The following is a 14,486-nucleotide window of genomic DNA, read 5'->3' on the forward strand; positions in this document are numbered from 1 at the left end:
GGCATGCGGCGAAATTCAATGTAGAGGAGCAACGTCCCCCATTCGTCCCCCAATGAAAAATCCGGCGTCGGCTTCGTTGGTGCGCGGCAACACTTCCCTGTCCGGCGTCGGTGTTCGCAGGTCCGCCGGCCCTCTACAATGCGCTGACCTGCTGAGTCCAATAGAAAACATCTTTATGGTTTCCGAACCGTCTTCAACACCTAACGGGGTTTCGCATCATGGGCTGGACGATGCGCTGCAAGTGAGCGGATCGCTCTGGGTGCATCGCGGCAATGCGTCGCTTGGCGGCCACGCCAGGATTGCGCTGCTCGAACAGATCGCCGCGCACGGGTCGATCACGGCCGCGGCGAAAGCCGCCGGCATGAGTTACAAGGCCGCATGGGATGCCGTGGATGCGATGAACCAGCTCGCCGGCGAACCGCTGGTGGCGCGCAGCACGGGCGGTCGTGGCGGTGGCGGCACCCGCCTCACCGCACGCGGTGCGAAGCTCGTGGCGGCGTTTCGGGCGGTGGAGGTCGCGCAACGGCAATTCCTTGCGCGTGTGGCGACCGATCTGGAACATTTCGACGAGCAGTGGCCCATTATCGCGCGGCTGGGACTGCAGACCAGTGCACGCAATCAGTTGCACGGCACGGTCACCGCCATTCGGCGCTGCGGCGTGAATGACGAAGTGACGCTCACGTTGCCCGGCGGTGAAGCGATCACGGCGTCGCTCACGCACCACAGCACGCAGACGCTGGGGCTGGCGACCGGCAGCGATGCCTTCGCACTCATCAAGGCGCCGTGGATCGAAATCGCGCGCGGCGCCGATCTCGCGGGTTTGGCCACCGCGAACCGGCTTTCGGGCACGGTGGACGCCATCGCCGACGACGCGGGACAGGCCGAAGTCATTCTGGCGCTGCCCGGCGGCAGCCGGCTCGCCGCCGTCATGCCGCACGACACGTTGACCGCTCGCGGGTTGACCGTGGGTGTCGGCGCGACGGCCGCGTTCGCGGCCGCCAGTGTGATTCTGGGCGTGATGGCCTGACGCGCTCGCGTCCAGCCATCACGTGGATCACAACGCGGGCGTTTCGCAGTTCGGCGCGACAAACGGCTTTGCGTCGCGACGATCCAGACGCAGGCTCAGCAGCGCCACGCCCACGCCGGCCAGCGGCGCGAGCGCGGCCACCCAGGGCACAGCCGTCAGCCCCGGACCGTGTTCGATGACGAAGCCGCCGAGCCACGCGCCGATGGCATTGCCGAGGTTGAACGCGGCGATGTTGAAGCTCGACGCCAGGCTTTCGCCCGCGCCCGAGGCCTTTTCCATCACCCACAGTTGCAGCGGCGCCACCGTCGCGAACGCTGTTGCCCCGAGCAGGGCCACGAACACGATGGCCAGCCAGTGCGAGTGCAGGGCGAACGTCATCAGCCCCAGCACCACGGAGAGCGCCAGCAGGCTGCCCAGCACTGTCGGCACCACGCGACGATCCGCCAACTTGCCGCCCAGCAGGTTGCCGACGACCAGACCGCCACCGAAGATCAACAGAATCGGTGAGACCGCGCCCTCGGCGAAACCGGTCACTTCGGTCAACAGCGGGGCGATGTACGTGAACACGCCGAACACGCCCACCCAGCCGAGCACCGTCGTGAGCAAGCCGAGCAGCACGGGACGACGTGCCAGCGCCCGCAGATCCGCCCGCCAGTCACCCGCGTCCTTGGGCGCGGCGATCTTCGGCACGAACCCGGCGATCACGAGAAACGCGAGCGCGCCGATCACCGTCACCGCCCAGAAGCTCGCGCGCCAGCCAAAATGCTGCCCCAACCAGGTACCGAAGGGCACGCCGAGAATATTGGCGACAGTCAGCCCGGTGAACATCACGGCAATGGCCGACGCACGGCGCTCGCGCGGCACGAGGCCGGTGGCGACCACCGAACCAACGCCGAAGAACGTGCCATGCGCGAACGACGTCAGCACGCGGGCGGCCATCAGAGCCCCATAGCTCGGGGCCAGCGCACAGGCGGCATTACCGATGGTGAAGATCGCCATGAGCACCAGCAGAACGGTCTTGCGCGGCCAGCGGGCCGTGACGGTGGTCATGAGCGGGGCGCCGACCACGACACCCAGGGCATAGCCGGAGATCAGCAGGCCGGCGGCCGCGATCGAGACGCCGAAATCGGCGCCGACGTTGAGCAGCAGCCCCATGATGACGAATTCCGTCACGCCAATGCCAAAGGCACCGGCGGTCAGGGCGTAGAGAGCGATAGGCACGAAAGACTCCTGTCTCGGGATTAAGGAAGGTCAGGCCACTCAGGGAATGGCGATACACCAATGTGCGGAATATAGACGCCCTCGCATTGGTGAAATAGACTGCACAAAGGAACATGAATTGTGACTTGATGTCACAATGCCCCGCATCCCCTTTCACAGGAACGCCGGAGAACACCGCCGATGGGTCGACAGGACGTCAATCGCTCAGGCGATATGGAAGTTTTCTCGCGTGTGGTCGAGCTTGGGGGCTTCTCGTCGGCGGCGCGCGCGCTGCATATGACGCCGTCCGCCGTGAGCAAGCTGATTGCGCGGCTCGAGGCGCGCCTGGGTGCCCGCTTGTTCAATCGTTCGACGCGCCGCCTGCAACTCACCCCCGAGGGCACGGCCTTTCACGAGCGCGCGCTGCGCGTGCTGGCCGACATCGAAGCCGCGGAGCGCGAAGCGGCGGCGGGGGCGGTGCCGCGCGGGCTGCTGCGGGTGAATTCCAGCGTACCGATCGGCTCGCACTATCTGCTGCCGGTCATTCCGGCGTTTCTCGCGCAATACCCCGAGATCCGTCTCGATCTGACACTCACCGACACGGTCGTCGATCTGCTGGAGCAACGCGCCGACGTCGCCGTTCGGGCCGGCCCACTGCGAGATTCCCGGCTGGTCGCTCGCCAGCTCGGCGAGAGTCGTATGCATGTGGTGGCGTCGCCGGACTATCTCGCCCGCAACGGCCCGCTCCGCACGCCGGCCGACCTGATTCACCACAACGTCATGGCCTTCAATTTCGACCGTCAGGTGCAGGGCTGGCCATTTCTCGACGGCGCCGGTGGCATCACGCGCTATCCAACGATCGGCAACATGGTCGTGAGCGACGGCGAGATCATGCGCAAGCTCGCGGTCCAGGGGCTGGGGCTGGCCCGCCATTCGCGCTACCACATCGACGACGATCTGCGCGCCGGCCGGCTGGTCTCCGTGCTCGACGATTACAACCCGGGCGACCTGGAGCCCGTGCATGCGGTGTACGTGGGGCAGGGCGGCCATTTGCCCGCACGCGTGCGGGCGTTCCTCGACTTTCTCGTGGCGAACGTGCGTCTGCCGTAGCGGGGCAAACGTGTGGCACGCGTCGAGTCCCTTTCAGGCTCATCCGCCATTTACAGACGCAACGCGTCTGGGGCCTGACGCCCAGGGCTGCTCGGGCGATCAAGCCCGCGCCAGGCCGCGATGCGACCAGACAAAGAGCGGCCATGCCAGCGCGGCACACACGAGCCCCCCGGCCCACACCAGTCCCCAGCCGCCAATCGACAGCAGCAGCGGAATCGCGAGCGGCGTGAGGAACATCGTCAGGAAGACACCGGTGTTGCCGATACCAAGCGCCGTTCCCGCACGCGACGCCCCGGCAAGCGTGGCCAACTCGGTGAACGCCACCCCATGCCAGGCCGACGCCACCACACCCCCGGCGATCAGCAGCGCGATCATCCACGGCGTGCCGTGGGCCAGCCATTCCGGGCGATGCGCGAGCGCCGTCACGAGCAGCGCGAGCAAGGCAAACACCGCCCCCACCGCCATCGCGCAAACGCGCAGATATTGCGGACGGTTGCGGCGCTTGTCGGTGAAGCGGCCGCTCCACACCCGCGTGATGGCGGCCCCCGCCTGCACGGCACCCAGCGTGAGCGAGATGGTTGCCACGCTGGCGTGCGCAACGTCATGCAGAAACACCGTGCCGAACGTGAGCACCGCGATCTGCGGCATGGCAAGTACTGCCATGCCCAGCGCCGTACTCAGCAGGCGGGCATCGCGTAACGGCGAATAGCTTGCGGCCGCGTGTGCGTTGGCGGCCATCTCCCCGCGTGCCGTTTTGCTGGCGCTCTCCTGCAGTTCCTCCGGCGGTTCGAGCAGCCACCGCCATGCCACGACCGCGGCGGCAAACGACGCCGCCGCCAACCCGGCATAGACCGCAGCGAAACCGAAGTGCTGCGCCGCGCCGGGCAACACCAGCGCGCCCACGCCGCCGCCAAGCGGCACGGCGCATTGCCGCACACTCATCGCCAGCCCCCGCTCGCGATCGTGAAACCAGCGCATGATGGCGCGCCCGCTCGACCCATTGACGCTGCCACCGAGGATGCCGATCGCCAGCATCCCCACCGCAAGCATCGGCATCGACGGGACGAAATGCGCCGTCGGCACGCCCCAGAACGCCAGGCCCACGAGCGCGAACGCCGTCACGATCAATCCGACAAGCAGCACGCGCCGGTCGCCCCAGCGGTCGGTGAGCATGCCCCACGGCAGTTCGGAGACGGCGATGCCCAGCCCGATCATGCCGAGCACGATGCCGAGATCGCTGTTGGCCAGCGCGTAGGCACTGCGCATTTGCACCGCAGTGGCGGGAATGCCGCCCATCGCAGCGGCAAAGCTGGCGTTGGCCGCCACGCCAACGCCCAGCACCTTCCAACGGTGGTTGCGGCCCAAGCTGCGGGGGACCGTCGACGCATTCGATGCAAGGGCCATCTGCGGGGCAGTGGCGGGAGCGGTACACAAACGTTCGTTCATGGGTGACAGTGCGCGGCCCGCAGGCACACGGCTCATAGGGGGGAGGGGAAGAGGGGGAATCGCGGCGTCCGGCGCGCGCCAACGTACGGTTCGGCCCCCATGAACCGCATCCTACGGATAGACATTGCATCGGAAAAGCGGGAAAATTCGATGCCGTGTATCGTGTTTTCCGGATCATCATCCAACCGAGCCGCACGCCACCCGCGCCGCCCACGCGGTGCCCTCCCGAGAACTGCCATGAACCCCCGCGCCTTCGACCTCACGCAGTTGCGCACCTTTATCGCGATCCACGACGCCGGGAGCATATCGGCGGCGGCGGAGCAGATCTTCCTGTCGCAATCGACAGTCAGCGAGCAACTTCAGAAGCTCGAAGCGCGCGCCGGCCAGCCGTTGCTCGTGCGATCGCGCAAAGGCATGCGTCCGACGCCGGCGGGCACGCGGTTGCTGACATACGCGCGACAGATCTCGGCACTGTCCGAGGCGGCGTTCGAGGATCTGCAGGGCGTGCTGCTCGACGGCGAGTTGCGCATCGCCATTACCGACTACTACCGTCCCCACGATGTCGGCCGCGTGCTCAAGCGATTCACGGGCCTTTACCCGCGCCTGCGACTGCATGTGAGCGCCATGCAAAGTGCGCAGATCGAGCGCACCGCCCTGACTGGCGAACACTTCGACGTAGGGCTGGTGTTGCGTCTGGTGAATGAGGATGTCGCCAAGGGCGCGAAAGCGCTGGGCTACCGAACGCCGGGCACGCTGGTGCGCCGCGAGCGTCTTGTATGGGCGATGTCGTCGACGCTGGCCGAGCCGCTCGGTGCGCCGCTGCCGCTGGTGACAATGCCGCCGTCATGCACGCTGCAAAGCCTCGTACTCACGGTACTGGAGCGGCACAACGTGCCCTATCGCATCTCCCACTCGGCGGCGGGCGTGGCCGGCATGCAGTTGGCGCTCGGCGCGGGGCTGGGGGTTTCGTGCCTGAATGAATCCGCACTCACCGCCGATCTCGTCGTGTGTCCACCGTCGCTTGGCCTGCCTCCGCTGCCGCGCGCGGAATTTCACCTGCTGCCCGGACGCGCCGACGAGACCGACCTGATCCGTCACGCGCGCAATGCGCTGCTGCGACTCTTCGCGTGATACCTTTGCCCCCTGATCCCGATTATGTCCGCTCATTGCGGTTGCCGTCATGCCGGAAGCCACTCCGATTCGTCTGAATTTCAACACCCGCCGCGCGCTGTTGTTCGCGCTGACGGCCGAGCGCCTGTCGGCCTTTTACGAGCATGGGCAATGGATGACCGACAAGCAGGGCGCGACGCTCGCGCAACTGTGGCTATCACGCTCGAAGCTTCAGCTACCGCTCGAAGAGCGGCGTCTGCTCTCGACGTTGAGCGACGATTTCGCGCGCGAACTGGCCGGCACGCTCTCGCGCGAAGCCGGCCTGTATACGGCGCATGAAATGACGGAATCGCTCGACGCGGACTATGCGTTTGCGTCGGCGGTGGCGCAGAATCTGCTGGAGGACTGCACGCGGCGCCTCATCGAGGCGGGAATTACGGAGTAATCGCCGGGTAGCGAACTGGAGGCGTCGACGGGGTTTATCAGCGCGCGCGTCACGCCATCACGCAACGATGCCGCGTTCCTGTACGAGCACCCAGGGGGCGACGACAACGGCCCAAAGTTCCGGCATGCGTGCGGAGAAATCGGTGGCTTGCTCGGCTTGCATGCGCTGCACCAAGGCCGACGATAGCCATTGAGACACGGTGGCCTTATCGTCGTTGGCCACCGCCTCGGCGACCGACACGAGGTCGACGCCGGGCGCCACGTACAGCAGCACACCGCGCGCGAAGAACGATTCCAGATCCTTCCAGTCGATCTTGGCGGTTTCACCGAGCAGACGCAGATACACGTCGCTGGCGCCTGGCGCGGCGGCTTGGGAAGCTTGAACTGATTGGGCGGGTTTGGGCGAATCCATGACAACGGGCTCCAGATTGCGCGGGTCGACGACAACGACTGCGCCGGCGAAGCGTAAATAACGAAAACCCGCATTGTAATGCGCCCCGGCATGCGCGACGGTGGTAGCATCGGAACCCCACGTAGCGCACCGGTGTCGCAGCGACATGGCACGACTGCCGCGTGGTGGCTAACGTTTTACCGAGGAACCGCATGTCCAAACAAAAAACCGATCCCAAGCTGGAACAAGCGCTGACGCGCGGCGATCTCGCCATGCGCCAGATCAACTCCGCCCGTGCGACCGCGCTGCTGCGCGCCCTTGGCGAGATGATCGTGGCAGCCTCGGCAACGATCGGCGTCGAAGCGGTGGTCGACGTGCCCAACGGCGACAAGGTCTACGACCCGGAAGATGGTGTGTGGCCGCAGGCGCTCATGCTGTCGTTCGACGGCCCCATCGAAGAGGCCGACGAAGAAGAGTTGCGCACCGTGCGGTTGAGCGCTGAAAAGTATCCGGAAACCTTCGAGGTGGTGTGGCACCGCGCCGATGGCAAGATGGGTCGCCATGAAGCGCGTCCGCTCGCGATGGTCGCCTTCCTGACCGATGTCGAAGTACCTTGGCTCGACGACGAAGCCTGATCCCGAATCGATCCTGACACTGTCGCTGTCGCCGACGGTACGAGGGGGCGGCATCGCCGCTGTCGCTTGTGCCGCATGCCGGTAAGCCGCCGCCCGAGGCCCACGCCTGGGCGGCGGTTTCGTTTGTGCAGGGCTACGCGTCGTAGCGTGCCGACGTTGCGTCATCCCCCGGTCGATCCCAGACGGCAATCACGAGTCCGATGGCGATGAAGCCTGCGCCGAGCATGCCTTCCTGACTCAGCCGGTCGCCAAAGAGCGCGAATCCGAACAGCGTCGCGAACAGGGGGTCGCTGGTCTCGATGATCTGCACTTTGCTGGCCTGACCGCTTTCCACCGCCCGAGTGGTGAAATAGAAGCCCCCGATCGTTGGAAGCAACACGAGCGCGCATAGCGTTATCCAGGCCACGCCGCTGGGCATGGCGAATCCCTCGCGCATCAGGGGTATCGACAGAAACGCGCTGCCGAACCCGAACAGCCAGACGAGCTGCGGCAGTCCCGACCCGATCCTGAACCACTTGGCGAGGAAGATGAACAGCGCATAGCCGCATCCTCCGGCCAGCGCCAGGGCGATGCCCGCCGTGCTGCCGTCGATGCCGCTTTCGAACAGCCCCATCACACCGACGCCAAGGACGATTGCCAGAAAGGCGGCCGCCTTACGACGCGTTGTCGTCTCCCCGAGAAACCGCCCGGACAGCGCGAGCGTAGCGCCGCCCGCCGCATACGTGAGGAACGAGACGAGCGGAATCGATGCGTGCGAGAACGCCGTGGTCTCGAAGTAGTAAAGGCTGAAAATGCCGAGAAACGCGAGACATGCGAACTGAGGCCAGCGACGGGCCAGCCGAACGGTCTGCGTGCCGAGATCGTGACGACAGGCACAGAGCAGCGACACCACGACGAAAGCACCGAAGCATTTCCAGAAGGCGATCAACGCGGGCGTAGCCCCTTGATCGAATCCGGTTCGCGTCAACACGCCGATCGTGCCGTTCAGAGCGGCGGCGACCAGCGCGCAGATCTCCGGCCCGTAGGCTGTGCGATTAAATACGCTCATTTCCCGATTTCAACTTAATAGATAGGCAATAAGCGACGCACTCATGGCCTTTGAGGTGCTCTGACGAAGTCGACAAAGGTCACGCGGCCGCTTTGATCCGACGAGAAGATTCCTCCCCACTTGTCATCCCATTCGGAAAACGCGTTGTCTGCTCGAAGAATCCGGGTGGCGGCAGCGAGATTCCAATGTGGGATCCCAGGCAACAGATGATGCGTAAGATGAAATGAATCGCCGTGCATCCCGATGAAGAAGCGTTCAACCCAGCACGAATAGCGGTTTCGTGCACCGAAGCACCACTCACTTGATGCGTCCATGAACGGGTAATGCTCGGACAATTCGCTGAACCAGCCAATTACTGGAAAAACCAGGATCAGCGGAATCCACCAAAAGAACATAAGGTTCGCCAGCCATCCCTGCGAATAGGCAATCACGGCAATCGACGCATGAAAGGCAAGAATCAACCAGGATTCGTTTGAGCGCACGGAAAAAGACAGGCGACTCAGAATCAGGGACTTGATATAGCGGAGCGTGAACCGGCCATATATCGCGCTCAGTATGAATCGCCGGAAGAAGTCTGGGCCTCGTTGGGTCTCATATATCCCTGCGCCCAGCAGTTCCCGATAATCGGGATCGTGATTGGCGTCGCCGAGGCGGGAGTGATGCAAAATTACGTGGGATTGCCGATAGGCAAACATGGATTGCATGATTGGCCAACCGCAGAATACTCGGCTCACAACGCGATTCAATACCTTGGATCTGAACAGCGTCCCGTGCGCCCCATCATGGAAAAGACTTGCTAATGCACGCTGTCTAGCCCCGATGATCAGAACTGACAACGGATACAGCAGCGGCTGCACCTCTAATGACAGCAGGCAGCCAACAAGAATCCAACCGTAATCAGAAACGATAGAAACCAGCCCTCGATGGTTGTTTCGCTCGCACAATGCCTTGATGCGGCTCTTTTGATCTCCAGTAAGTGCGAGACTCGCGTATTTCCGTACCATGTTCCCCCTCCGCCAAACGTTCCGGTGACGGAAGGGGACATCCCCTTTCTCCGTCAACCCTCATCACGCTCCGAGGGGGAAGCGCGCACCAAGTTTGATTTCGCATTCTGCCAGTGGAAATACACCTGCAGAATGCAGTTGGGTGCGAAAAGTCAGATTTCGGAATTTTCGGATATTCAATCCGCCCCGAAGCCAGCCATCATCTGCGCGATGGCTCGATGCCCGCGCGTATCAGATCGACGCCAGCGCAAACGTGCGGCCCGTCGCGAGCTTGTCCACGACACCGCCCTGCTTGAAATGCAACGCGTCGAATTCACCGAGCACTGTGGCGTTCTCGCCCTGCACATGCAGCGCCGTACCCTCTGGAATGGCAACGACGCGCTCGTCCGGATTGATCGCCAGGTACTCGGCCAGACGCTCCTCGCGCGATTCGCCGTTGTGCCCCGTCGGCTTCCCACTGATGAAATGCGGATTGACCTGGAACGGAATCAGGTTGAGCGCTTTGAGCGTCGGCGGCTCGACGATCGGCATGTCGTTGGTCGTGCGAATGGTCGGGCACACCACGTTCGCCCCGGCGCTCCAGCCCACATAAGGCATTCCGGCATTCACGCGCTCGCGCAGCAGGCCCACGACGCCCGCGTTGTACAGGCGATCGAGCAGCACGAACGTATTGCCCCCGCCCACCACGACGGCCTGCGCCTGCTCGACGGCGGCGCGCGGATCCTTGTGGTGATGGATCGACTCGAGGGCATAGCCGAGCCGCTCGAACGTCGGCTTCACGCGCGCTTCATACTCGTCGTAACTGTAGGTGATGCCCCCCGCGTACGGCACGAACAACACGCGTTTCGCACGATCCCTGAGCACCGCATGCAGCTGATCGTCGGCATGTGCCAGAAACGCCTGGTTGCCCTTGCGGGAACTGCTCATCATCAAGATCTGTTTCACGACTCATGCCTCCAGGGCAGACGTTTTCGGGGGAATGGCTCGACGCGGACGCATCGCGCAAATTCAATGCAAACGGTGAGTGTACCCGCCGCCTCGACGGACGCATGACGCCCCTCGACCCGCGTAGCGCGCATCGCGCCATCGAGCCCCCTCATTTCTCATAAAGTGAAATGCCATACCGAATGCTGCAACCGCACCTCGCTCCTCCGACATCGGGCGCAAAACCCCGTGGCATCGATGTCATACGCAAATCCTTATGCCGCCTATAAGCGACGGCGGTATCACGACGCGAAATCCCGGGTTTCCGAGTGACCGGAGAAGGATTACACTCAGGGTCTTATATAAGACTGCCCCTTATCGTCAACCACCCCGGCCAGCGTTCACACGTTAACGTGTGAGTGTCGCGGCGAGGTCGTCGGACGAAATCGCGTCAACCTGGTTTTCAAACTCGAGTACAGCATCATGACTTCCACTTCCCAGCGTGGCGGCCTGACGGTCGCAGACAATCTGATCGCGTTCATCGAAAAGGAAGCCCTGCCGGGCACCGGTGTCGATGTCGATGCGTTCTGGAAAGGCTTCGACGCCATCGTTCATGACCTCGGCCCGAAGAATCGCGCCTTGCTCGCCGAACGCGACCGCCTGCAAGGCGAACTCGACACCTGGCACCGTGCCAACCCGGGTCCCATCGCCGACGCCGCAGCCTATCGCGCGTTCCTCGAAAAGATCGGTTACCTGTTGCCCGCGCCTGCCAGCGTGCAGGCCACCACGGCCAACGTCGACCATGAAATTGCCGAGCAGGCCGGTCCGCAGCTCGTGGTGCCGCTCTCCAACGCCCGCTACGCCCTGAACGCCGCCAACGCGCGCTGGGGCAGCCTGTACGACGCGCTCTACGGCACCGACGCCATCCCCGAAACGGACGGCGCAGAAAAAGGTGCCGGCTACAACCCGAAGCGCGGCGAACGCGTGATCGCCTTCGCACGCGGCTTCCTCGACCAGGCCGCCCCGCTGGCCGACGGCTCGCACAAGGACGCCACCGGCTATCGTGTCGAGAACGGCAAGCTCATCGTCACGACCAAGACCGGCGAGACGGGCCTGGCGACGCCGGCCCTGTTCATCGGCTATCAAGGCGACGCGGCAGCGCCGACGGCCGTGCTGCTCAAGCACCACGGCCTGCACTTCGAGATCCAGTTCGACGCCAGCCACCCGATCGGCAAGACCGACGCGGCGCATATCAAGGACGTGCTGGTCGAAGCCGCCGTCACGACCATCATCGACTGTGAAGACTCGGTCGCCGCCGTGGACGCCGACGACAAGGTCGACCTCTATCGCAACTGGCTCGGCCTGATGCAAGGCACGCTGACGGAAGCCGTGGAGAAGGGCGGCAAGACGTTCACGCGCCGTCTGAACGCCGACCGCGAATACGTCGGCGCCAACGGCCAGCCGGTGACGCTGCACGGCCGCTCGCTGCTGTTCATCCGTAACGTCGGTCACCTGATGACCAACCCGGCGATCACCGATCGCGAAGGCCGCGAGATTCCGGAAGGCATTCTCGACGGCGTGGTCACCGTGCTCGCCTCGCTGCATGACCGCAAGCATCGACTGAACTCGCGCACCGGCTCGATCTACATCGTCAAGCCGAAGATGCACGGCCCGGCCGAAGTGGCCTTCGCCGACGAACTGTTTGGCCGCATCGAAGCGCTGTGCGACCTGCCGCGCAACACGCTCAAGATGGGCATCATGGACGAAGAGCGTCGCACGAGTGTGAACCTCTCGGCCTGTATCGCCGCCGCCGCGGCGCGCGTTGCATTCATCAACACGGGCTTCCTCGATCGCACGGGCGACGAGATGCACACCGCGATGGAAGCCGGTCCGATGATGCGCAAGGGCGACATGAAGTCGTCGGCGTGGATCACGGCCTACGAGAAGAGCAACGTGCTCGTGGGTCTGGCCGCCGGCCTGCGCGGCCGCGCGCAGATCGGCAAGGGTATGTGGGCCATGCCGGATCTGATGCAAGCCATGCTCGAGCAGAAAATCGCACATCCGAAGGCCGGGGCGAACACCGCCTGGGTGCCGTCGCCGACCGCCGCCACGCTGCACGCCCTGCACTATCACATGGTCGACGTGCAGGCCGTCCAGCAGGAACTCGAGAAGATCGACTACGCGAAGGAACGCGACACGTTGCTCACGGGCCTGCTGACGGTGCCGGTCGTGGCGAAGGCCGAATGGTCCGCCGACGAAATCCGCAAGGAGATCGAGAACAACGCGCAGGGCATTCTGGGCTACGTCGTGCGTTGGATCGACCAGGGCGTGGGTTGCTCGAAGGTGCCCGACATCAACGACATCGGCCTGATGGAAGACCGCGCCACGCTGCGCATTTCGAGCCAGCATCTGGCGAACTGGCTGCGTCACGGCGTCATCACGCGCGCACAGGTCGAAGAGACCCTGAAGCGCATGGCCGCCGTGGTCGACAAGCAGAACGCGGGCGACGCGCACTATCGTCCGATGGCGCCGAACTTCGACGACTCGCTGGCGTTCCAGGCCGCGAGTGCTCTGGTGTTCGAAGGGCTGACTCAGCCCAGCGGCTACACCGAGCCGCTGCTGCACAAGTACCGTCTCGAGCTGAAGGCGAAGCAACGCGGGTAATCGCACGGCGATAAGTCGATCGGTTCGCGACTTATCATTGGACGCCCGACGGGGTAACCTGTCGGGCGTCTTTGTATTTTAGGAGCCGGCTGCGCATGGACCCCGCCATCGCCCTGCAACGCGCCGAGCGTCGCGCCCTTTGGTTTCTGCTGGCCGCGCTGGTGATCTTTGTCGCCACACTCTTCATGCCCGAGCACTTCGTTACGGGCTGGATCCGGGCGGCGGCCGAAGCCGCGATGGTCGGCGGACTGGCGGACTGGTTCGCGGTCGAAGCCCTGTTCCGGCGCATTCCGATCCCAGGGCTCGCGCGGCACACGAATATCCTGATTCGCAAGAAAGACGCCCTCGGCGACGGTCTCGCCCGCTTCGTGCGCGAGAAATTTCTCGACACCCCCTCGGTCGTTCGGCTCATCCGGCAACAGAACCCGGCGGATGCCGTCACGCACTGGCTTGGCTCGTACGAAAACACGCGTCAGTTGAGCGCGGTGCTGGTGAAAGTGGCCAGCGGGGTGCTCGACGTGATGGACGAGCGCAACGTGCAGGCCTTTATCCGCCGTGCGCTCGACACGATGATCGACCGGATCGACCTGTCGCAATCGGCGGCCGCCATTCTCGACACGCTCACGCGCGACGGCCGTCATCAGGCGCTGCTCGACGAGACACTCGACTACCTCGTCGAACTCCTCAATGAGCCGCAGACGCGCGAATTCATTTCAGCGCGCATCGTCGACTGGCTCAAGAGCGATCATCCGAAAAAGGAAAAGGTGCTGCCATCGGAGTGGATCGGCAACAAGGGCTCCGACATGATTTCGGCGGCCGTCACGCGCCTGCTGGCGCAAATGGAAGCAGACGAATCGCATCAATTGCGTCAGGCGTTCGATCGCGCGGTGGCGGGGCTGATCGAGCGACTCAAGCATGACGCCGACTTTCAGGCGAAGCTCGACGCTTTCAAGACCCAGTTGAAAGGCGACACCGCGTTGAACGCGTATGTCGGCGGGCTGTGGAACGAATGGCGAAGCTGGGTGAAGCGTGACCTCGCACGCGACGACTCGGTGATCGGCGCCAAGATCACCGGCGCGGCCGCGTGGATGGCTCAGGAACTGGCGCGAAGCGACTCGCTGCGCAAAGCGCTCGACGCACAATTGCTGGATGCGGCCGAGCGCATGGCACCGGGCTTTGCCGACTTCGTGACGGAGCACATTCGCGCAACGGTACACGGCTGGAACGCCGAGCACCTGTCACAGCAAATCCGCCTGAGCGTCGGGCAGGACCTGCAGTACATCCGCATCAACGGCACCCTCGTCGGTGGACTGATCGGCGCCGTGCTCTATTTGATTGCCCAGGCACCGGCGCTGCTTTCGCGCGGCCACTGACGGGCATCGGCGTCGGACCGGGTGGCACACCTGCACCGCTCTACCGGACCGGATCTGCCGCAACCCCCTTTTGCTGCGTTGCGCCGACCGTTGCACGAATATCAGCCAAT

The 14,486-nt window shown here is 64.2% G+C and carries 13 protein-coding genes; 7 read left to right on the forward strand and 6 right to left on the reverse strand.

From position 1 onward, the window contains the following. Window positions 1-175 precede the first annotated feature (175 nt). The gene (locus tag PSO31014_RS08430; protein ID WP_150551185.1) at window positions 176-1,027 is read left to right on the forward strand and encodes a TOBE domain-containing protein; all 852 of its coding nucleotides are present in this window, start codon (window positions 176-178) and stop codon (window positions 1,025-1,027) included. Between the two features lie 27 nt (window positions 1,028-1,054). Here PSO31014_RS08430 and PSO31014_RS08435 read toward each other — a convergent pair whose 3' ends face one another. Continuing rightward, the gene (locus tag PSO31014_RS08435) at window positions 1,055-2,248 is read right to left on the reverse strand and encodes an MFS transporter (RefSeq protein ID WP_150551186.1); all 1,194 of its coding nucleotides are present in this window, start codon (window positions 2,246-2,248) and stop codon (window positions 1,055-1,057) included. Window positions 2,249-2,428: 180 nt separating this feature from the next. Between PSO31014_RS08435 and PSO31014_RS08440 the strand changes: the two genes are divergently transcribed. Beyond that, on the forward strand, window positions 2,429-3,337 hold the full coding sequence (locus tag PSO31014_RS08440) for a LysR family transcriptional regulator (protein ID WP_150551187.1): 909 nt from the start codon (window positions 2,429-2,431) through the stop codon (window positions 3,335-3,337). A 99-nt stretch (window positions 3,338-3,436) separates the two neighbouring features. Here the strand turns inward: PSO31014_RS08440 and PSO31014_RS08445 are convergent, their stop codons facing one another. Next, a complete protein-coding gene (locus PSO31014_RS08445; RefSeq protein ID WP_150551245.1) occupies window positions 3,437-4,741 on the reverse strand; it encodes an MFS transporter in 1,305 nt (434 codons plus the stop codon). 279 nt (window positions 4,742-5,020) lie between these two features. On the opposite strand from PSO31014_RS08445, the gene PSO31014_RS08450 reads away from it, so the two are divergent. Both PSO31014_RS08450 and PSO31014_RS08455 read left to right on the forward strand, forming a co-directional pair. Next, window positions 5,021-5,914 carry a LysR family transcriptional regulator gene (locus PSO31014_RS08450; protein WP_150551188.1) on the forward strand — a complete coding sequence of 298 codons (894 nt, stop codon included), beginning with the start codon at window positions 5,021-5,023 and terminating at the stop codon, window positions 5,912-5,914. Between the two features lie 49 nt (window positions 5,915-5,963). After that, window positions 5,964-6,338, forward strand: coding sequence for a hypothetical protein (locus tag PSO31014_RS08455; protein ID WP_150551189.1), 375 nt, complete (start codon window positions 5,964-5,966; stop codon window positions 6,336-6,338). 57 nt (window positions 6,339-6,395) lie between these two features. On the opposite strand, the gene PSO31014_RS08460 is transcribed toward PSO31014_RS08455, so the two are convergent. Next, window positions 6,396-6,749: a DUF2288 domain-containing protein gene (locus PSO31014_RS08460; protein ID WP_150551190.1), complete on the reverse strand. Its 354-nt coding sequence runs from the start codon at window positions 6,747-6,749 to the stop codon at window positions 6,396-6,398. A gap of 191 nt (window positions 6,750-6,940) precedes the next feature. On the opposite strand from PSO31014_RS08460, the gene PSO31014_RS08465 reads away from it, so the two are divergent. Further along, the gene (locus tag PSO31014_RS08465; protein WP_130024461.1) at window positions 6,941-7,363 is read left to right on the forward strand and encodes a hypothetical protein; all 423 of its coding nucleotides are present in this window, start codon (window positions 6,941-6,943) and stop codon (window positions 7,361-7,363) included. Window positions 7,364-7,496: 133 nt separating this feature from the next. Here the strand turns inward: PSO31014_RS08465 and PSO31014_RS08470 are convergent, their stop codons facing one another. The 3 genes from PSO31014_RS08470 to pepE all read right to left on the reverse strand — a co-directional run bounded on the left by PSO31014_RS08470 (window position 7,497) and on the right by pepE (window position 10,360). Beyond that, on the reverse strand, window positions 7,497-8,411 hold the full coding sequence (locus tag PSO31014_RS08470) for a DMT family transporter (RefSeq protein ID WP_150551191.1): 915 nt from the start codon (window positions 8,409-8,411) through the stop codon (window positions 7,497-7,499). Between the two features lie 41 nt (window positions 8,412-8,452). Then, window positions 8,453-9,415, reverse strand: a complete 963-nt coding sequence (locus tag PSO31014_RS08475) for a fatty acid desaturase family protein (RefSeq protein ID WP_150551192.1) — start codon at window positions 9,413-9,415, stop codon at window positions 8,453-8,455. Window positions 9,416-9,646: 231 nt separating this feature from the next. After that, complete coding sequence (pepE, locus tag PSO31014_RS08480; RefSeq protein ID WP_150551193.1) at window positions 9,647-10,360, reverse strand: dipeptidase PepE; 714 nt, start codon at window positions 10,358-10,360, stop codon at window positions 9,647-9,649. Between the two features lie 462 nt (window positions 10,361-10,822). On the opposite strand from pepE, the gene PSO31014_RS08485 reads away from it, so the two are divergent. After that, window positions 10,823-13,003 carry a malate synthase G gene (locus PSO31014_RS08485; RefSeq protein ID WP_150551194.1) on the forward strand — a complete coding sequence of 727 codons (2,181 nt, stop codon included), beginning with the start codon at window positions 10,823-10,825 and terminating at the stop codon, window positions 13,001-13,003. A 95-nt stretch (window positions 13,004-13,098) separates the two neighbouring features. Continuing rightward, window positions 13,099-14,376 (forward strand): DUF445 domain-containing protein, encoded by a 1,278-nt coding sequence (locus PSO31014_RS08490; RefSeq protein ID WP_150551195.1) that lies wholly within the window; start codon window positions 13,099-13,101, stop codon window positions 14,374-14,376. The last annotated feature ends 110 nt before the right edge of the window (window positions 14,377-14,486 follow it).

The organism is Pandoraea soli (genome assembly GCF_902459595.1).
GTDB lineage: Bacteria > Pseudomonadota > Gammaproteobacteria > Burkholderiales > Burkholderiaceae > Pandoraea > Pandoraea cepalis.

Excerpts from the sequence above, each read along its gene's own strand:
- PSO31014_RS08430 (WP_150551185.1), top strand. The coding sequence starts at position 176 with ATGGTTTCCGAACCGTCTTCAACACCTAACGGGGTTTCGCATCATGGG.
- PSO31014_RS08440 (WP_150551187.1), top strand. The coding sequence starts at position 2,429 with ATGGGTCGACAGGACGTCAATCGCTCAGGCGATATGGAAGTTTTCTCG.
- PSO31014_RS08445 (WP_150551245.1), bottom strand. The coding sequence starts at position 4,741 with ATGGCCCTTGCATCGAATGCGTCGACGGTCCCCCGCAGCTTGGGCCGC.
- PSO31014_RS08450 (WP_150551188.1), top strand. The coding sequence starts at position 5,021 with ATGAACCCCCGCGCCTTCGACCTCACGCAGTTGCGCACCTTTATCGCG.
- PSO31014_RS08455 (WP_150551189.1), top strand. The coding sequence starts at position 5,964 with ATGCCGGAAGCCACTCCGATTCGTCTGAATTTCAACACCCGCCGCGCG.
- PSO31014_RS08460 (WP_150551190.1), bottom strand. The coding sequence starts at position 6,749 with ATGGATTCGCCCAAACCCGCCCAATCAGTTCAAGCTTCCCAAGCCGCC.
- PSO31014_RS08465 (WP_130024461.1), top strand. The coding sequence starts at position 6,941 with ATGTCCAAACAAAAAACCGATCCCAAGCTGGAACAAGCGCTGACGCGC.
- PSO31014_RS08470 (WP_150551191.1), bottom strand. The coding sequence starts at position 8,411 with ATGAGCGTATTTAATCGCACAGCCTACGGGCCGGAGATCTGCGCGCTG.
- PSO31014_RS08475 (WP_150551192.1), bottom strand. The coding sequence starts at position 9,415 with ATGGTACGGAAATACGCGAGTCTCGCACTTACTGGAGATCAAAAGAGC.
- PSO31014_RS08485 (WP_150551194.1), top strand. The coding sequence starts at position 10,823 with ATGACTTCCACTTCCCAGCGTGGCGGCCTGACGGTCGCAGACAATCTG.
- PSO31014_RS08490 (WP_150551195.1), top strand. The coding sequence starts at position 13,099 with ATGGACCCCGCCATCGCCCTGCAACGCGCCGAGCGTCGCGCCCTTTGG.